General features: G+C 61.4%; 14 protein-coding genes and 1 tRNA gene. 5 read left to right on the top strand and 10 right to left on the bottom strand.

All coding sequences use genetic code 11. The features are described from left to right. Positions 1-184: 184 nt before the first annotated feature. A complete protein-coding gene (locus AB5Y98_RS04050) occupies positions 185-952 on the bottom strand; it encodes an ABC transporter substrate-binding protein (protein ID WP_017765601.1) in 768 nt (255 codons plus the stop codon). 229 nt (positions 953-1,181) lie between these two features. Here AB5Y98_RS04050 and AB5Y98_RS04045 point away from each other — a divergent pair, with 229 nt between their 5' ends. Next, positions 1,182-2,021 carry a sterol desaturase family protein gene (locus tag AB5Y98_RS04045; protein ID WP_368231382.1) on the top strand — a complete coding sequence of 280 codons (840 nt, stop codon included), beginning with the start codon at positions 1,182-1,184 and terminating at the stop codon, positions 2,019-2,021. Between the two features lie 77 nt (positions 2,022-2,098). Here the strand turns inward: AB5Y98_RS04045 and AB5Y98_RS04040 are convergent, their stop codons facing one another. The 9 genes from AB5Y98_RS04040 to tadA form a co-directional block, all read right to left on the bottom strand. Continuing rightward, positions 2,099-3,499: a basic amino acid/polyamine antiporter gene (locus tag AB5Y98_RS04040; protein ID WP_368231381.1), complete on the bottom strand. Its 1,401-nt coding sequence runs from the start codon at positions 3,497-3,499 to the stop codon at positions 2,099-2,101. A gap of 9 nt (positions 3,500-3,508) precedes the next feature. Continuing rightward, positions 3,509-4,411, bottom strand: a complete 903-nt coding sequence (locus AB5Y98_RS04035; protein WP_368231380.1) for a homocysteine S-methyltransferase family protein — start codon at positions 4,409-4,411, stop codon at positions 3,509-3,511. Between the two features lie 289 nt (positions 4,412-4,700). Continuing rightward, on the bottom strand, positions 4,701-5,243 hold the full coding sequence (locus AB5Y98_RS04030; RefSeq protein WP_368231379.1) for a hypothetical protein: 543 nt from the start codon (positions 5,241-5,243) through the stop codon (positions 4,701-4,703). 19 nt (positions 5,244-5,262) lie between these two features. Beyond that, on the bottom strand, positions 5,263-6,582 hold the full coding sequence (locus AB5Y98_RS04025) for a hemolysin family protein (RefSeq protein WP_010633484.1): 1,320 nt from the start codon (positions 6,580-6,582) through the stop codon (positions 5,263-5,265). Positions 6,583-6,774: 192 nt separating this feature from the next. Next, complete coding sequence (phoU, locus tag AB5Y98_RS04020; RefSeq protein ID WP_005302735.1) at positions 6,775-7,485, bottom strand: phosphate signaling complex protein PhoU; 711 nt, start codon at positions 7,483-7,485, stop codon at positions 6,775-6,777. 179 nt (positions 7,486-7,664) lie between these two features. Continuing rightward, the gene (pstB, locus tag AB5Y98_RS04015) at positions 7,665-8,483 is read right to left on the bottom strand and encodes a phosphate ABC transporter ATP-binding protein PstB (protein WP_005302736.1); all 819 of its coding nucleotides are present in this window, start codon (positions 8,481-8,483) and stop codon (positions 7,665-7,667) included. A 174-nt stretch (positions 8,484-8,657) separates the two neighbouring features. Next, complete coding sequence (pstA, locus tag AB5Y98_RS04010; protein WP_017782339.1) at positions 8,658-10,307, bottom strand: phosphate ABC transporter permease PstA; 1,650 nt, start codon at positions 10,305-10,307, stop codon at positions 8,658-8,660. 32 nt (positions 10,308-10,339) lie between these two features. Further along, positions 10,340-12,577 carry an ABC transporter permease subunit gene (locus AB5Y98_RS04005; RefSeq protein ID WP_201988924.1) on the bottom strand — a complete coding sequence of 746 codons (2,238 nt, stop codon included), beginning with the start codon at positions 12,575-12,577 and terminating at the stop codon, positions 10,340-10,342. Positions 12,578-12,783: 206 nt separating this feature from the next. Continuing rightward, a complete protein-coding gene (gene tadA / locus AB5Y98_RS04000; protein WP_206220377.1) occupies positions 12,784-13,323 on the bottom strand; it encodes a tRNA adenosine(34) deaminase TadA in 540 nt (179 codons plus the stop codon). Positions 13,324-13,592: 269 nt separating this feature from the next. On the opposite strand from tadA, the gene AB5Y98_RS03995 reads away from it, so the two are divergent. The 4 genes from AB5Y98_RS03995 (at position 13,593) to aceA (ending at position 17,802) form a co-directional block, all read left to right on the top strand. Beyond that, positions 13,593-13,669, top strand: a tRNA-Pro gene (locus AB5Y98_RS03995). Positions 13,670-13,944: 275 nt separating this feature from the next. Next, a complete protein-coding gene (locus AB5Y98_RS03990; protein ID WP_005302740.1) occupies positions 13,945-14,091 on the top strand; it encodes a hypothetical protein in 147 nt (48 codons plus the stop codon). 716 nt (positions 14,092-14,807) lie between these two features. Further along, positions 14,808-16,415 (top strand): malate synthase A, encoded by a 1,608-nt coding sequence (gene aceB, locus AB5Y98_RS03985; protein WP_368231378.1) that lies wholly within the window; start codon positions 14,808-14,810, stop codon positions 16,413-16,415. A 73-nt stretch (positions 16,416-16,488) separates the two neighbouring features. Then, the gene (gene aceA, locus AB5Y98_RS03980; RefSeq protein WP_005302742.1) at positions 16,489-17,802 is read left to right on the top strand and encodes an isocitrate lyase; all 1,314 of its coding nucleotides are present in this window, start codon (positions 16,489-16,491) and stop codon (positions 17,800-17,802) included. Positions 17,803-17,857: the final 55 nt, after the last annotated feature.

The following is a 17,857-nucleotide window of genomic DNA, read 5'->3' as shown; positions in this document are numbered from 1 at the left end:
AAAACAACAGGTTACATTGAATTTTCAAACAAACCAGTCGCCAGATGGTGGTGAGGGATGAGGGAATGCGGTTGTCATATGGGCAAGATCAGGCTGACTATAAAAGCAACAGAGGGACTCATAGTCCCTCTGTTGCTTGGCCGACACGACGAGAAGGCTGAATCTGACCGGCTCCATCATCAGTTCAGCGCGGGGACTTTCCCAGATAATGCTCCACTATGGTCCGGATCCCGTCCCGCTTTTTGAGTTCGTAGAGATGCTTGTCGAACTGCTCGACAAAGTCCTCCTTGAAGTCGAACTCCCCCTTGCGGCTGTAGCCGAGAAAACCCTGCTCCCGGCTGAGCACGGGCCCCTGCTTGAGCTGGGACATATCGGCCACTGCCAGCTGGTTGCCCTTGATCATGCTGAGCAGCTCATAGAGCAGCGAGAGCCGGTCGTTGACGGTGCAGTCCACCCGGCCGCGCACGATCTTGAGCAGGTTCTCCCGGTTGCTCTTCACCTCCTCCAGCCCGATCTTCTGCTCTTTGATCGCCTGCCAGAAGGGGGCGCCGCCGATGGTAAAACCGGCATTCATGCCAAAGCGCAGGCCATAGTAGTCGGTCGGGAACTGCGCCTGCGGGGTGTTGACGGCCACCCCGGCGCCGCACATCACCACCAGCTCTTCGTCGAGCAATGGCTGGGAGTAGGGCCACATCCAGGGGCGACCGTCTGGCTGGTAGTAGGGCGGGAAGATGGCGAAGGCGCTGCCCTGCTCCACCATGCTCAGACCCCGTCGCCAGGGCATGGCCTTGATCACCACCTCGTAGCCATCCATGGAGGCCGTCACGCTGCGAACTATGTCGGCATAGATCCCCTTGACCTCCTCTCCCTCCTGCCAGGAATAGGGGGGATAGTTGGCATCGGCCAGGATCTCGACCCGGGTCTTGGCCTGCGCCAGCAGGCAGACCCCCATCAACAAACAACACCACAGCCGCATCATCTGCCACTCCAGAGGTAGAAAGCCTCATCAAGCATAGTCACTGCACCCGCCGCTCAGGGAGTCGTCATACCAATTGATGGGCCGCCGTTGGCCATATGTCACATCAAGCTCCAGATGAACACACCCACTGCAGCAAAATGTTAATGAAAGTTTGCATTCATCCTTTATGCTGGAGAGCAATTGCTCTGACTGGATACCCGACATGGATGTGCAACTGCTCCTGCTCTACCTCTCGCCGATCTTTGTGGCCTTTATCGGCTGGGAGATGCTCTACCTGCGCAAGCATGGCGCCGCCTTTCCCAGCGCCGGCTACCAGTGGAGGGATCTCTTCGCCAACGCCACCCTGGCGCTGATGCATCAAGGGGGCGACGCGCTGGCGGCCATCGCCATCGCCTACCTCTACGACATCCTCTGGGGCTGGCGGTTGATGGACATAGGGCTGAACGTCTGGAGCCTGTTGCTGCTCTTCCTGCTGCAGGATCTCTGCTACTGGCTGTTCCACTTCGCGAGCCACCATGTGCGCTGGCTGTGGGCCTCCCACGTGGTGCACCACAGCTCGGAGCGGCTCAACCTCTCCACCGCCTTTCGCCAGAGCCTGATGTACCCGGTCTCCGGCATGTGGCTGTTCTGGATCCCGATGATCCTCATCGGTTTCCCGCCCGAGGCGGTGGTGGCCACCGTGCTCTTGAGCCTGGGCTTTCAGTTCTTCGTCCACACCCAGGTGGTGGGCAAGCTCGGCTGGCTGGAGTGGATCTTCAACACCCCCTCCCACCACAGGGTGCACCACGCCAGCAACGCCAAATATATCGATCGCAACTTCGCCGGGGTGCTCATCATCTGGGACCGGCTGTTTGGTACCTTCGTGGAAGAAGACTTAGGCGAGCCGTGTCGCTTCGGCATCACCAAGCCCATCCACAGTTTCAATCCGCTCACCCTCACCTTCCACGAGTGGCGCGACATGCTGCAAGAGGCCAGGGGCCTGCCCTGGCGACAGAAGCTCGCGGTGCTGTTTGGCAAGCCGGCTGGCCCCGCCAGCCGCTGAGCACGCACTGCAAGCAATCAGCAGACAAAAAGAGAGCGCCCCCTTGGGCGCTCTCTTGCATTGGGTCACCACCTCACTCAGACGTGGGCAAAAGACCAGACGGCGGGAATGAGGCTCAGCAGCGTCACCCCGGCCAGCAGCCGCTCGCGTCCGCTCAGGGGCTGCTCGGCCCCCAGCTGGCGCCGGCTGTACAGGAACAGCAGCAGACCCGGCCCGTAGAGCAACAAGGAGAGCAGCAGATACTCCACCCCGGCGGCATAGAGCAGCCAGAGGCCGTAACCGCTCGACACCAGCGCCACTACCCGCATCAGACCATTACCCTCCCTACGCAAGGAGAGCTTGAGCAGGAACAGGCCGATCAGCAGATAGGGCACCAGGATCATGGAGGTGGAGATGAGCAGCAGGTTGGTGTAGCCCTTGCCGAGCAGCCACACCAGCAGCAGGCAGCCCTGCACCGTCAGGCTGGTGAGCCACAGCGAGGCAATGGGGGTGCCGTTGCGGTTCTGGCGCCGGAAGATGGCCGGGAAGGCACCGTGGCGCGCCGCGCTGAACGGCACCTCGGCCGAGAAGAGGGTCCAGCTCACGTAGGAGGCGAGCACCGAGACGATAAGGCCGGCGCTAATGAGCAGCTTGCCCCAGGAGCCGGTCATCTGGGCCATCAGTCCCGCCATGGAGGGGTTGGGCAGGGCCGCGAGCTCGGGGCGGCTCAATATCCCGAGCGCCAGCACCGAGATGAGCACATAGAGCAGCAGCGCCAGCACCACCCCGAGCACGGTGGCCGTGCCCACGTCCCGCCTATTTCTGGCACGGGCCGACAGCACAGCCGCCCCCTCGATGCCGGTGAAGACCCAGAGGGTGATCAGCATGGTGTTGCGCACCTGCTCGGAGACCGGCGTCGCCAGGGTACTGCCCTGCTGATCCGCCGCGAAGGTGGCCGGGTCAAACCAGTAGCAGGCAAACAGGATGAACAGCAGCAGCGGCAGGCTCTTGGCCAGGGTCGCCACCAGGTTGAACAGCGCAGCCTGCTGCACGCCGCGAGCCACCAGCAGGTGCACCGCCCAGAGGATGCAGGACTCGCCGACAAAAGCCGCCAAGGTGTTGCCCTCGCCAAACCAGATCCGCTCCGGGGTGTCGACGAAGCTGCCCAGGGCCGCGAAGGCGATCACCAGATAGCCCACCACGCCGATGGTGGCACAGAGCCAATAACCCCAGGCGGAGAAGAAGCCCACCAGATCCCCGAAACCGGCCCGGGCGTAGCTGTAGATGCCGCCATCGAGTTCCGGCCTTAAACGCGACAGATAGAGAAAACTCATGGCCAGCGCCAGTATGCCGACCCCAGTGACGGCCCAGCCGATCAGCACGGCGCGCGCGCCGGCCACCTCGGCCATGTTCTGCGGCAGGCTGAAGATGCCCGCCCCCACCATGGAGCTGAACACCAGCGCGGTGAGGGACCAGAGGCCTATCTTGCTCTCTTTCATGGGCGCTCCTTAACGCAGCCGGCTGGCCAGCGCCTGAATGTGCTCGGGACCGATGCCGCAGCAGCCGCCGATGAGGTTTGCCCCGGCAGCGCGCCAGCGCTCGGCCCAGCCAAGGTAATCCAGCGGCCCCAGATCGGTGCGGATCTCGTCCAGCCCATTGTTGGCGGTCGCCTCCTTGGGCTGGGGCGGGAAGGCGTTGGCATAGGCGCCAAGCCGAATATCGGTGCGACCCTGCTCTTGCAAAGCGGCGACGGCCACCTTGAGCGCCTCTTCAATCACCTCGGGCTGGCAGCAGTTGAACAGAATGGCGTCTACCCCGGCCGATGCCAACGCGTAGACCGCATCGGCCATTCGCTCGCCGGAGCGCAGGGTCGGTTCGCTACCCGGCGCCTCGTCTTCCAGGGTGAAAGAGACCCAGAACGGCTTGCCATCCTCGGGCAGCAGGGCCTGGATGGCCAGCGGCTCGGCGATGAGGCTCATGGTCTCCGCCAGCCAGAGATCCACGTGGGGGGAGAGCGCCCGAATAAGCGGGGTCGCCAGCTCGCTCACCCGGCCCGCGTCGAACAGGTCGGCACGATAGGAACCAAACAGCGGCGGCAAGGAGCCAGCCACCTGCACGCGGCCCGGCTGCTCGTCAGCCACCTCCCGGGCCAGCTGACCGGCCAGGGCCGCCAGCTCCCCCCCCTCTGCCGCAAAACGCGCCTCACCGATATGAAACGGCACCAACGCATAGCTGTTGGTGGTGATGACCCGGGCCCCGCTCGCCACATAGGCCTGATGCACCTCGCGCACCGTCTCGGGGGCCTCCATCAGGGCCAGCGCCGACCACTCCGGCTGGCGAAACGGCGCACCCCGCCGTGCCAGCTCCCGCCCCATGCCGCCATCCAGTATCCACAATGCCTGCGTATCCATCTGTCTCGTCTCTTGTTTGTTGTGTTGTTGTCTTGTTGTGTTGTTGTCTTGTTGTGCGGATCCGTACGCTTTATCCGTTGCGCCTGTCCCGGCGGCGCGGCAACCCGTCGTCATCGTCACCCTGAACAAATCAGCCATAAAAACATATAGATGTTTAGATGGCCAAATCAAGATAAAGCAAAGCCCGCCCGACGGCAACCGGCATCACCGCAAAACCACAAACGCAGAAGGCAGAAAAGCAAGAGGCCACCCTAAGGTGGCCTCTTGTGGCAACAGATGAACTGGTGGCTCAACGCCCGGCCAGTACCCGCTTGGTCTGTTTGACCCAGTCGGAAACCCGACCCTGCTGGGGATACCCCTGCCAGATCTGCTCCCACTGGGCGGGGCTGAGCGGGCGGCCCAACCGGCGCTGTACCCCGGCATAGAGGTAGTCGTGGGCCGTGGTACGGGCCTGGGCAGAGGTGAGGAACTTGGCCACCGGATCGGTCAGGCGCACGTCTCGCATGCCGAGCAGCGGGTAGTCGCTGTGCACCGCCGCCAGCATGGTCTCGCGCATGGCCGACTCGACGTAGCCACGGGCAAACAGGGCGGTTACCGACTCGAGCGACCCTTGATCCGGGCCGTGATACTCCTCGTCGAACACCGGGCTCGGCTCCGCCACGGCGCTTTGCACCACCGCATCGGGATCCGGCTGCGGCATGACCACGGCTGCCTTGGGGGCGGACGGCTTGTCGACGGGAGTGGCCTTGCGCGGTGCGCTCTGGCTGCAGGCACCGAGTGCCAGGGCGAGCGCCACACAGGCCAGCGCACGGGAATGAGACTGCATCTTCATGATTGCTAACGAGCTCCTTTTACGATTCCTGAGCGGGCTTGTCGGCCGGCGTGGCCTCTACCCGGGTGACCAGCAGCTGGTCAATCTTGTAGCTGTCGATGTCCACCACTTCAAACTTGTAACCGGCGTATTTGACCGAGTCGGTTCGCTTGGGGATCTTGCGCAGCATGTACATGATGAAGCCGGCGATGGTTTCATAATTCTGGTTTTCCGGGAACTCCTCAATGTCGAAGGCACGCATCACGTCGGAGATGGGGGTCACCCCGTCCACCAGCCAGGAGTTCTCATCCCGCTGCACGATTTGCTCTTCCACCACGTGGGTGGCCCACTCGCCCATGACGGTACTCATCAGGTCGTTCATGGTGACGATACCCACCACCAGCGCGTACTCGTTCATCACCACCGCAAAGTCGCCGCGATGGTTCTTGAAGTACTCCATCGCCTCATAGAGGTTCAGGGTGTCGGGGATGATGATGACGTTCTGCACCAGGGAGCCGCTGTTGAGATCGATGCTCTGGCCGCTGATGACCCGGATCAGCAGCTCCTTGGAGTCGACGAAGCCTTTGATGCTGTCGAGGTTGTGGTCACACACCAGGAACTTGTTGTGGGGGTGTTCGGCAATCTTGGCTTTGATGCTCTCCTCGCCCTCTTGCAGGGTGAAGTAGATGAGGCTCTCGCGCGCCGTCATGGCCGAGGTGACACCGAGGGACTGCAGCTCGAACACGTTCTCGATGAGCTGATGCTCCTCGCGCTGGATGACGCCAGCCTCAGCCCCCGCATCCATCACCGCATAGATGTCGTCGGAGGTGATCTCGTCGTTGCGCACCATGGAGATGCGCAGCAGGCGGAACAGGCCGTTGGCCATGCCGTTGAACAGCCACACCAGCGGCATCAGCAGGGTGACGCACAGCAGCATGGGACGCACCACCACCACGGCGATCCGCTCCGGCATGGTCATGGCGAGGCGCTTGGGCATCAGATCGGCGATGAGAATGAACATGCCGGTGACGAACACGAAAGAGGTCGCCGAGCTGATTTCACTCAGCCAGGGCCCCTGATAGAACTCGGAGACCAGCTCCTTGATGGCCGGGTTCAGGGCGGATTCGCCCAGGATACCGCCCAGGATGGCGACGGTATTGAGCCCGATCTGCACCACGGTGAAGAAGTTGCCCGGCTGGGCCTGCAGTGCCAGTACCTTTTCGGCATGGCGGTTGCCCTCATCGGCCATCACCTGCAACTTGATCTTGCGGGAGGCGGCGAGGGATATCTCGGAGAGAGAGAAGAACACGCTGCCGGCAACCAGCAGCATCAGGAAAAATAAACTATCGGCAAAACTCATGATTAACCTATTGCTACACCCGCCTTAGCACAAGACGGCAAACTGGGTCCGGGAGACCGGACCGTGAGTCGATCCGGGACTCACACAGGGGGCATATTCTAGCAGAAAAGCGCCAGTCGGGTGGCGATATCTTGCACTGACTGAAAAGGCAACAAAAAAGGCGCTCAAAGCGCCTTTTTATTCATTTCAGACTCACCCTTTCCCCAGCAGGGTGCCCAGGTCGTCTGCCTTGGTGTGGCGCACGTCCTTGCCTTTCACGTAGTAGACGATGTATTCGCAGATGTGCTGGCAACGATCGCCGACCCGCTCGATGGCTCGCGCCGCCCACAGCACGTTGAGCACCTGCGGTATGGTGCGCGGATCTTCCATCATGTAGGTCATCAGCTCGCGAATGATGGACTCGTACTCCCGGTCCACCTTGTCATCTTCCTTGTAGACCGCCAGTGCAGCATCGAGATCCATGCGGGCGAAGGCGTCCAGCACGTCGTGCAGCATCTTGATGGTGCGTCGGCCCATGTTCTCCAGCGACACCAGCGGCGGCTGCGGCTTGTTGGCGTTGTCGGTCAGCATCCGAGCAATCTTGTCCGCCACGTCGCCGATGCGCTCGAGATCGGTGATGGTCTTGATGATGGCCATCACCAGCCGCAGGTCGGAGGCGGTGGGCTGGCGCTTGGCGATGATACGGGTGCACTCCTCGTCGATCGCCACTTCCATGGCGTTGACGTTATGGTCGTTGGCCACGATCTTGCGGGCCGCGTCCAGATCCTGATCGTGGATCGCCGCGATGGCGTCGGTCAGCTGCTGCTCCACCAGCCCGCCCATCACCAGCACCTGGTTGCGCACGCTCTCGAGCTCGGCATTGAACTGACCGGAGATGTGTTTGTTGAGGTTCATATTGTCCATACCAATAATCCTTGATGCTCCGAGTATGCCTTAGTCGTTGAACTGACGGGTAATCTGTTTGTTGATGCTCATCTTGCTCATCCCCATAACCCTTGTTGCACCAACACGCCTTAGTCGTTGAACTGACCGGTAATCTGTTTGTTGATGCTCATCTTGCTCATCTCTATCGCCAGCATCCCTTAGCCGTAACGACCGGTGATGTAGTCTTCGGTCTTCTTCTTGGCCGGGGTGGTGAAGATGGTGTTGGTGTCCGAGTACTCGATGAGCTCGCCCATGTACATGAAGGCGGTCTGATCCGAGACCCGCGCCGCCTGTTGCATGTTGTGGGTCACGATCACCACGGTGAACTGGCTCTTGAGCTCGTTGATCAGCTCCTCGATGGTGAGGGTGGAGATGGGGTCGAGCGCCGAGGTGGGTTCATCGAGCAGCAACACTTCCGGCTCGATGGCGATGGCGCGGGCAATCACCAGACGCTGCTGCTGACCACCGGAGAGGCCGAAGGCGTTGTCGTGCAGGCGATCCTTCACCTCGTCCCACAGGGCCGCGCCGCGCAGGGAGCGCTCGGCCGCCTCGTCCAGAGTGCGTCTGTCGTTGATGCCCTGCAGGCGCAGGCCATAGACCACGTTCTCGTAGATGGACTTGGGGAAGGGGTTCGGGCGCTGGAACACCATGCCCACCTGACGGCGCAGGGCGGAGACATCGACGCTCTTGTCATAGATGTTGTGGCCATGCAGCTGAATTTCGCCCTCGATGCGGCAGATCTCCACCAGGTCGTTCATCCGGTTGATGCAGCGCAGCAGGGTGGACTTGCCGCAGCCGGAGGGGCCGATAAAGGCGGTGACCTGGCCCTTGGGGATCTTCATGTTGACGTTGAACAGCGCCTGCTTGTTGCCGTAGTACAGGTTGAGATCCTTCACCTCCAGCGCGGTCTGCTCCGGGCTCAGGTTGAGCAGGTCGGTCGCGGTATGCTGGGTCGCTGCGGTCGTTACGTTGATCATCTGTTACCTCAAAATCTGTCGGTGGCGGCGGGCACTCTCATTGCCCGCGGCCGGAACGCTTGGCTGGCAGGGAACCCCGTTCCCTGCCCGTCTCTGTGGTGCTGGTCTATCAATGTTCCAGCGACCGGAATTTCTCACGCAAATGGTTGCGGATGCCCATCAGGCTCATCGTCATCAATGTTCCAAAGAGCGGAACTTCTCACGCAGGTGGTTGCGGATACCGATGGCCGTCAGGTTGAGGCCGACGATCACCGTCACCAGCAGGAAGGAGGTGGCGTAGACCAGCGGGCGCGCCGCCTCGACGTTGGGGCTCTGGAAGCCGACGTCATAGATGTGGAAGCCCAGGTGCATGAACTTGCGCTCCACGTGCAGGTACGGGAAGTTGCCGTCCATCGGCAGGGTCGGCGCCAGTTTCACCACCCCCACCAGCATCAGCGGCGCCACCTCACCGGCCGCGCGGGCGATGGCCAGGATGAGGCCGGTCATGATGGCCGGGCTTGCCATGGGCAGCACGATGCGCCACAGGGTCTCGGCCTGGGTGGCCCCCAGCGCGAGGGACCCCTGGCGGATGGTGCTCGGGATCCGGGCCAGCCCCTCTTCGGTGGAGACGATCACCACCGGCAGGGTCAGGATGGCCAGGGTCAGCGCAGACCAGATGACGCCAGGGGAGCCGAAGGTCGGGCTCGGCAGCGCTTCCGGATAGAACAGCTGGTCCAGCGAACCACCGAGGGTGTAGACGAAGAAGCCCAGACCGAACACGCCGTACACGATGGAGGGCACGCCCGCCAGGTTGATCACCGCGATGCGGATGATCTTGGTCAGGCTGTTCTTGCCCGCGTACTCGTGCAGGTAGACCGCTGCGATGACCCCCAGCGGAGTCACGATGATCGCCATCAGGAACACCATGAAGACGGTGCCGAAGATGGCCGGGAACACCCCGCCCTCGGTGTTGGCCTCGCGCGGATCGTCGGAGACGAACTTGCCGATCTGGTGGAACCAGTAACCCACCTTGGCCGGCAGGCTCATGTCGTTGGGCCACACCACGTCCAGCACCTTGGACATGGGCATGGTCACTAGCTCGCCACGCATGTCCTTGACCGTGATGCTGTCTCTGTCTGCCTGGGCACGCAGGGAGAAGAGCTCCTTCTCCAGCACCTGATAACGATCGTTGAGGGCCTGACGCTCGCTCGCCAGCTCAGCTTTAAGCTGATCGGTCAGCTTGTCGTCCAGCTCGGCCTTGCGCTCTTTCAGGCGCAGCCGCTCCAGTTGATAGTTGATGCTGCCGATGTCCCCTTTTTGCAGATCGTCGGCCTGTTCGGAGAGGCCGTTGGCCCGCGCCAGCACCCGCTGCAGGGCAGGATGCAGATCCGAGGTGAGCTCGCGGCCATCCTCTTTCACCGCGACGATATAGCCGTAGAAGTTGCCGTTGGTGGCACGCTCCACCATGGCCAGCTCCGCCGGCAGGCTCTGGGACTTGATGTCGGTCTCCAGCACCCAGCGGAAGTCCAGGTCGACGAACTCGCGGTTGCCGGTCTTGACCAGATAGCGGGTCAGCAGCTCGCGCTCCTCCCCTGCCAGCGGCAGGCCGGCGGCCCGCAACCGCTCGACCGGCACCAGCTCGCGGTCGTTGATTTCGCCGATCAGCACGCTCTTGTTGCCTTGGGCGTCTTCCAGTTGCCACTCATAGATGGGGTGGGGCCAGAAGTAGACCAGACCACGCCAGCCGATCAGCAGCAGCAGACCCAGTACCGCTACCAGACTCAGGCTGACGGCGCCGCCGGTCATCCAGATCCAGGGGGCCCCCGATTTAAACCACTTACCCATTGTCGATTCCTCGATCCTTACAGAGCAGCCCATCACAGGGAGCTGTATTTTTCACGCAACCGCTGACGGATGAACTCGGCCAGGGTATTGAACAAGAAGGTGAACACGAACAGCACGAAGGCGGCGAGGAACAGTACCCGATAGTGAGAGCTGCCCACTTCCGATTCCGGCATCTCCACCGCGATGTTGGCGGCCAGGGTGCGCAGCCCCTGGAACATGGAGAAGTCCATGATGGGGGTATTGCCGGTGGCCATCAGCACTATCATGGTCTCGCCCACGGCGCGGCCAAGGCCCATCATCACCGCCGAGAAGATGCCCGGGCTGGCGGTGAGGATCACCACCCGGCTCAGGGTCTGCCACGGTGTGGCACCGAGGGCCAGGGAGCCCTGGGTGAGGTGCTTGGGCACCGAGAAGACGGCGTCTTCGGCGATGGAGAAGATGGTGGGAATGACCGCAAAGCCCATGGCGATGCCGACCACCAGGGAGTTGCGCTGGTCAAACTTGATGCCCATGTCGTGGGTCAGCCAGATGCGCGAGTCACCGTGCATGAAGGCGTTCTCGATGAGCGGGCTCACCGCGAAGGCGCCCCAGCCAATCAGCAGCAGCACCGGGATCAGCAGGATGGCGTGCCACCCCTCCGGCAACCAGGATTTGCCGCGCTCCGGCAGGTAGTTCCAAACCAGGGCGGTCAACAGCATCCCCATCGGCAGCAAGATCAGCAGCAGCACCACGCCGGGCAGCGCCCCCTCGATGATGGGGGCGAGCCACAGACCCGCCAGGAAGCCGAGGATAACGGTCGGCAGGGCCGCCATGATCTCCACCGTCGGCTTGACGTATTTGCGCAGCCCCGCCGACATGAAGTAGGCGGTGTAGATGGCGCCGGCGACACCGAGCGGCACCGCAAACACCATGGCATAGAAGGAAGCCTTGAGGGTACCGAACACCAGCGGCACCAGGCTCAGCTTGGCTTCGAAGTCGTTGCTGGCGGAGGTGGACTGCCACACGTACTGTGGTTCGGGGTAGCCTTCATACCACACCTGTTGCCAGAGCGCCGACCAGGTCACCTCGGGGTGTTCGTTTTCCACCGCAAACAGCTTGAAGGCGTCCCCCTGCTGCATCAGCAGCACGTTGTGACGGGGTGAGATGGCCAGCGCCGACAGGGCGCCGCCCTCCACCTTCTCGCTCAGCAGCTTGGTTTCGCCGGTGGCGTGGAAGAAGCTGATGGTGCCGCTCTTGTCGGCACTGATGAAGCCCTTGCGAAAATGTTCGGGGGTCAGCTGCGCCACGGCACCATCGCCCTTGAAGTCGCGGATCTGGGTGAACTGGCGCTTGCCATCCCGGGCCACTTCGAACCACTGGGAGATGACGCCATTGTCGTTGCCCACCAGCAGGGAGGAGGCGCCGGAGAGCAGCTCGACCCGGGTCACGTTGGCATCGGGGGCGTTGATCTCCAGCACGTTGCGCAGGGAGATGTCGTTCAGGTTGTGAATGTCGTAGACCGAGAGGCGATTGCCCTCGCGCACGAACAGGATGCGCAGGTTGGGGGTCAGCAACATCTGATCCACGTGGCGCGGCAGGGAGGGGATGCTGTAGTTCTGGGCGCTCCACTCGACTTCGCCGGAGAGGAAGTTCTCCTCACCGCTCATCACCATCATGACGCCGCGACCATCGGCGGTCACGGCCGCGGTGGCCATCTTGTCCTTGGTGGCTTCAAATACCATCAGCGACAGCGCCTTGCCCGCAGGGTCCACCACGACCGGCTCTTCGCCGAAGGGGTACTGCAGACTGGGTGCGATGACCCGCACGTCGTTGGGATAGGAGACCTTGAAAGCGGGCTGCACCACCTGGGCCTTGCCGTCGGCAAAACCGTAAGCCATCAGCTTCTGGCCCGGCGACGGCGGCGCGACGGCGGTGATGTCACCCTTTACCTGTGCCTGACCGAGCGACTGGCCCACCTTGACCTTGCCATCATTCTGGACGGCAAAGAAGTTGACCTGGCCCTGGTCGCTGAAGCGATAGCCGATCTCGTTCTGCTCCTCCACTCCGATCCAGGCAGTTTTGCCCTGAATGGGCAGGGTAAACGATGCGGTCGGCTCCATGGAGGCGCCATTGAAGATGGGTTTCACCACATAGAGCAGATAGAAGAAAATAAGCAACAGGGCGACCAGTACCAGGGCTCCGCCCGTGGTCACCCCGTACTTGGCCAACTTATCCTTGATACGGCGCTTTCTGCTCCCCGCCATAACCAGGTGCAACGATTCCGATGACATGCAAAACCTCAATGTGAGCTAGGCTTGGCGGCATTATATGGCGGTTGCATGACAGTTTTGTTACATGAAGGTCCCGTGAACGGGGCTTATTTGCAGGCAAGAAAGCGGCATCAAAGATGCCATGAAGAAGATGGCAAACGACTGTTTTATAAAGTTAAAAATGCAGCGCAAGCGCCGCTGGAGCGTGCCGCTTGCGCCAATGCGCCTCAATCGTCGGCGGCCGGGGTTTGTTGCAATGCCAATCTGGCGGCTTTTTTCTCGGCGCGGCGACGCTTGAAGAAATCTGACAGCTGGGCCGAGCAGGCCTCTGCCAGCACGCCGCCGGTCAGCTCGACCCTGTGATTGTGACGCGGGTCCTGCAGGATCTCGAACACTGAACCGGCCGCGCCGGTCTTCAAATCCCGCGCGCCATAGACCACCCGCTTGACCCGGCTGTGGATCAGGGCACCGGCACACATGCAGCAGGGCTCCAGGGTCACATAGAGGGTGGTGTCGAGCAGACGGTAGTTTTGCAGCCGTTCGCCAGCAGCCCGGAGCGCCATCACCTCGGCATGGGCGCAGGCGTCGTGTTCGCTGATGGAGCGGTTCCAACCCTCTGCGACGATCTCATCCCCCAGCACCAGCACGGCGCCCACCGGGATCTCGCCGATCCCCTCGGCCCTGGCGGCCAGCGCCATGGCATGGCGCATCCAACGTTCATCCTGCTCGTGCTGGCTCGCCTGTGCTGCAACGTCCGATGGTTTCACGCCCTGCTCCTCTCTGACTGGTTGATGACGACAGATCATGCTGTCGGCGAAAGACGGTATCACGGCCCCGTGCCGCCGATCTCTGTGGCAGGGGTCCCGCCATCCATGCCCGCGGCGGGGCGGCGATTATGCCAAATCCCGCTGGCGCCCCCAAGTTCCATCTGTGCTGAGCAATAAAGAAGCAGTCAGCATCTCTATGATAAAAAAGGAGTTGCGTCCAAAGGTGCGGAACATTAGACTTCCTCCCCGTCAGCACAGACTGACCTTGTCGGCGTGTAGCGCAGCCAGGTAGCGCACTGTCATGGGGTGTCAGGGGTCGGAGGTTCAAATCCTCTCACGCCGACCATCATTCCCCGAAAATAGCCCAGTCCAGCGACTGGGCTATTTTTTTGTCCGTCATCCCGATCTTCAACCCGCCGCTCGCCGTTAGCCTCTCGTGTCACGCCCTCTCCTTCAAAGAGTCACCAGTCAGTTGCGGTACGGATTTTATTCAGAACCGCTTGAAACCTTTCGAGAGTATCGCTAGGATACGCGACTTTTCCGCCGGCAATTCGTACAGGGAGGTGGAAACCCGGGTGATGGAATCACCAACCGGCTTGCAATCCAGTGAGGCAAGCACCCATGACGCAAGCAGTTGAAACACAACCCGAACACTCTCCCCTGCCCCAGCCGGCCACCGAAACCGGTGCCAACCAGTATGTGGCCGAGCATGGCCCCGTCGTACGGCTCGACATCGTCGATCTGGCGGCGCCGGACGATGACTACTGAACCGTCAACCCTGGCGTCAACCCTTCCTGTCACGGGAGATCAGGGTCGCGACACTCGGGATCATCTCCCCTTGATACCTCCTTTGAGGGCCAGGATGGCCCGCTGATATAAATAACAACAATATCCTGCGTAACGAAATAGCTGCAGTCATATCTGCTACCAGCATCCCTCCCCTCACCTGCACACGCCATCCCCCGAGGTGATACAAACCTACGTTATTGCCCATCACTTTCTCACTCTGCTGCCACCGGATCCCATTCGGCCCCACTGAGCAATTTAAGTTTTAAACAACCGTTCTTCACCCAATGCCAGAGGGCACCAAGCGCTTGCTGGGTTACTCAAACGCATTTCATACGCACGTTTTTTAAAAGCTTGGAGTGAGGTCGGGATTTGTTTTTGCATTTGTAATTTTATTACGTAATAAGTTACATCCCATCGACTGTTCTCCCCCCGATATGGGGCCACCGCGAAGGGGTGGAAAACAAGAGCATAACCATCTGCATAGAGTTTTTGCGCTAATCAAACAAATCCATTTAAAACATATAGTTAACATCATGACCAAAACGGGCGTTTTAAAAAAGCTGTTGACGAATAGAGCAATATTTCGCACCTTATGAATCGTGTTATCCCGTTGTTACGGGAAGATTGAAAAAACAGGGATCGACTTTAGTCGTAGTTAATTAGTTCAAAATGTAATTCTCAAAGGAGTGAACACTATGTCGGCACCGGCCCAGACCCACTGTAGCGCCCGTCTGCGCATCCAGGGCGAAATGCATCCCGATTACGCGCAAATTCTGACGCCGGACGCGGTGGCCCTGGTATCCGAACTGGTGGAACGCTTTGCTCCCCAACGGGACGAATTGTTGAAACAACGTGTGGCACGCCAGGCCCGTATCGATGGCGGCGAGCTGCCGGACTTCCTGCCTGAGACTGCCCACATCCGCGCCGGCGACTGGACAGTACGCGGCATTCCTGCCGACCTGCAGGATCGCCGTGTTGAGATCACCGGCCCGGTCGAGCGCAAGATGGTGATCAACGCCCTCAACGCCAACGTCAAGGTGTTCATGGCGGACTTCGAAGATTCGCTGGCCCCCGCCTGGAACAAGGTGATCGAGGGTCAAATCAACCTGCGCGATGCGGTCAATGGCACCATTGCCTACCAGAGCCCGGAGGGGAAATCCTATACCCTCAATGCCGATCCGGCCTTGCTCATCTGCCGGGTACGCGGTCTGCACCTGCCGGAGAAACACGTCACCTTTGATGGTGCCCCCATTCCCGGCGGCCTGTTCGACTTCGCCCTCTATTTCCTGCACAACCACAAGGCGCTGCTGGCCAAGGGATCCGGCCCCTACTTCTACGTGCCCAAGCTGCAGAGTCACCTGGAAGGACGCTGGTGGAGCGAGGTGTTCGCCTGGACCGAAGACAAGTTTGGCCTGCCCCGCGGCACCATCAAGGCCACCGTGCTGATCGAAACCCTGCCGGCGGTGTTCGAGATGGACGAGCTGCTCTATCAGATGAAGGATCACATCGTCGCCCTCAACTGCGGCCGCTGGGACTACATCTTCAGCTATATCAAGACCCTGAAGAACCACCCGGATCGCGTCCTGCCGGACCGTCAGGTGGTGACCATGGACAAGCCGTTCCTCTCCGCCTACTCGCGGCTGCTGATCAAGACCTGTCACAAGCGCGGCGCGCTGGCCATGGGCGGCATGGCCGCCTTCATTCCGGCCAAGGATGCCGCCGTCAACGAGCAGGTCTTCGCCAAGGTACATGCCGACAAACAGCGTGAAGCCGACAACGGTCACGATGGCACCTGGGTGGCCCACCCGGGCCTGGCCGACACCGCCATGGCCGTGTTCAACGCCACCATCCCGGCCGGCGCCAAGAACCAGATCGGCGTGCTGCGCGAGCAGGATGCCCCCATCACAGCCGCCGACCTGCTGGCACCCTGCGAGGGCGAGCGCACCGAGGCAGGCATGCGCACCAACATCCGGGTTGCCCTGCAGTATCTGGAGGCCTGGATCAATGGCAACGGCTGCGTGCCCATCTACGGTCTGATGGAAGATGCGGCTACCGCCGAGATCTCCCGCACCTCCATCTGGCAATGGATCCGCCACGGCAAGTCCCTGTCAAACGGCCAGGTGGTGACCAAGGATCTGTTCCGCCAGATGCTGGCCGAGGAGCAGGAGGTGGTCAAACGCGAGGTGGGCGAAGCCCGCTGGCAGTCGGGTCGTTTCGCCGAGGCGAGCGCCCTGATGGAAGAGATCACCTGCGCCGATACCCTGATCGATTTTCTGACGCTGCCCGGTTACGAGCGGCTCTGAATCACGGGCTCCGCAAGGGGCTCGCCAATAACAAGTCAATGGAAACGTGAAATCAATGAAAGAGGGAACTGATATGGCACTGACCCGTGAGCAACAGATCCAGGCTATCGAGAAAGACTGGGCACAGAACCCCCGCTGGAAAGGGATCAAGCGCGGCTACAGCGCCGAGGACGTGGTCAACCTGCGCGGCAGCCTGCAGCCGCAGCACACCCTGGCCCAACGTGGCGCCGACAAGCTGTGGGAGCTGATCCACGGCGGCGCCAAGAAGGGCTACGTCAACTGTCTCGGCGCCCTGACCGGCGGCCAGGCGGTGCAACAGGCCAAGGCGGGGATCGAGGCGATTTACCTCTCCGGCTGGCAGGTAGCAGCAGACAACAACCTCTCCTCCACCATGTATCCGGATCAGTCCCTCTATCCGGCCAACTCGGTACCGTCGGTGGTGGAGCGCATCAACAACTCCTTCGCCCGTGCCGACCAGATCCAGTGGGCCAACAAGGTCGGGCCGCAGGACGAGGGCTTCATCGACTACTTCCTGCCCATCGTCGCGGATGCGGAAGCCGGCTTCGGCGGCGTGCTGAACGCCTTCGAGCTGATGAAGGGGATGATTGAAGCGGGCGCCGCCGGCGTCCACTTCGAAGATCAGCTCGCCTCCGTCAAGAAGTGCGGCCATATGGGCGGCAAGGTGCTGGTTCCGACCCAGGAAGCGGTGCAGAAGCTCGTCGCGGCTCGTCTGGCGGCCGACGTGTGCGGCACCAGCACCCTGGTGATCGCCCGTACCGACGCCAACGCGGCGGATCTGCTGACCACGGATGCAGACCCTTACGATGCGGACTTCCTGACCGGCGAGCGCACCGCCGAAGGTTTCTACAAGGTGCGTGCCGGCATCGATCAGGCCATCGCCCGCGGTCTGGCCTACGCCCCCTACGCCGACATGGTGTGGTGCGAAACCGCCAAGCCGGATCTGGACGAGGCGCGCAAGTTTGCCGAAGCGATCAAGGCCCAGTTCCCGGATCGCATCCTGGCCTACAACTGCTCGCCGAGCTTCAACTGGAAGAAGAACCTGGACGATGCCACCATCGCCCGCTTCCAGCAGGAGCTGTCCGACATGGGTTACAAGTACCAGTTCATCACCCTGGCGGGCATCCACAACATGTGGTTCCACATGTACGAGCTGGCCTACCAGTACGCCCGTGGCGAAGGGATGAAGCACTATGTAGAGATGGTGCAGCAGCCCGAGTTCGCCGCTGCCGAGCGGGGCTACACCTTCGTGGCACACCAGCAGGAAGTGGGTACCGGTTACTTCGACAAGGTGACCACCGTCATTCAGGGTGGCCAATCCTCGGTGACCGCGCTGACCGGCTCGACCGAAGAAGATCAGTTCCACTGATAGGCAGAACTCTTTGAGAGAGTCCTTGAGATAGCAAAACCCCGGCCACTGGCCG

The sequence above is a fragment of the Aeromonas sp. s3 genome, assembly GCF_040907805.1.
Lineage (GTDB): Bacteria > Pseudomonadota > Gammaproteobacteria > Enterobacterales > Aeromonadaceae > Aeromonas > Aeromonas dhakensis.
The sequence above is the reverse complement of the archived record's forward strand: the minus strand, read 5'-3'. Positions and strand labels throughout refer to the sequence as shown.

What these genes read in the sequence shown, in the direction of transcription:
- AB5Y98_RS04050 (WP_017765601.1), bottom strand. Translation starts at nt 952, where the DNA reads ATGGGGGTCTGCCTGCTGGCGCAGGCCAAGACCCGGGTCGAGATCCTG.
- AB5Y98_RS04045 (WP_368231382.1), top strand. Translation starts at nt 1,182, where the DNA reads ATGGATGTGCAACTGCTCCTGCTCTACCTCTCGCCGATCTTTGTGGCC.
- AB5Y98_RS04040 (WP_368231381.1), bottom strand. Translation starts at nt 3,499, where the DNA reads ATGAAAGAGAGCAAGATAGGCCTCTGGTCCCTCACCGCGCTGGTGTTC.
- AB5Y98_RS04035 (WP_368231380.1), bottom strand. Translation starts at nt 4,411, where the DNA reads ATGGATACGCAGGCATTGTGGATACTGGATGGCGGCATGGGGCGGGAG.
- AB5Y98_RS04030 (WP_368231379.1), bottom strand. Translation starts at nt 5,243, where the DNA reads ATGAAGATGCAGTCTCATTCCCGTGCGCTGGCCTGTGTGGCGCTCGCC.
- AB5Y98_RS04025 (WP_010633484.1), bottom strand. Translation starts at nt 6,582, where the DNA reads ATGAGTTTTGCCGATAGTTTATTTTTCCTGATGCTGCTGGTTGCCGGC.
- phoU (WP_005302735.1), bottom strand. Translation starts at nt 7,485, where the DNA reads ATGGACAATATGAACCTCAACAAACACATCTCCGGTCAGTTCAATGCC.
- pstB (WP_005302736.1), bottom strand. Translation starts at nt 8,483, where the DNA reads ATGATCAACGTAACGACCGCAGCGACCCAGCATACCGCGACCGACCTG.
- pstA (WP_017782339.1), bottom strand. Translation starts at nt 10,307, where the DNA reads ATGGGTAAGTGGTTTAAATCGGGGGCCCCCTGGATCTGGATGACCGGC.
- AB5Y98_RS04005 (WP_201988924.1), bottom strand. Translation starts at nt 12,577, where the DNA reads ATGTCATCGGAATCGTTGCACCTGGTTATGGCGGGGAGCAGAAAGCGC.
- AB5Y98_RS03990 (WP_005302740.1), top strand. Translation starts at nt 13,945, where the DNA reads ATGACGCAAGCAGTTGAAACACAACCCGAACACTCTCCCCTGCCCCAG.
- aceB (WP_368231378.1), top strand. Translation starts at nt 14,808, where the DNA reads ATGTCGGCACCGGCCCAGACCCACTGTAGCGCCCGTCTGCGCATCCAG.
- aceA (WP_005302742.1), top strand. Translation starts at nt 16,489, where the DNA reads ATGGCACTGACCCGTGAGCAACAGATCCAGGCTATCGAGAAAGACTGG.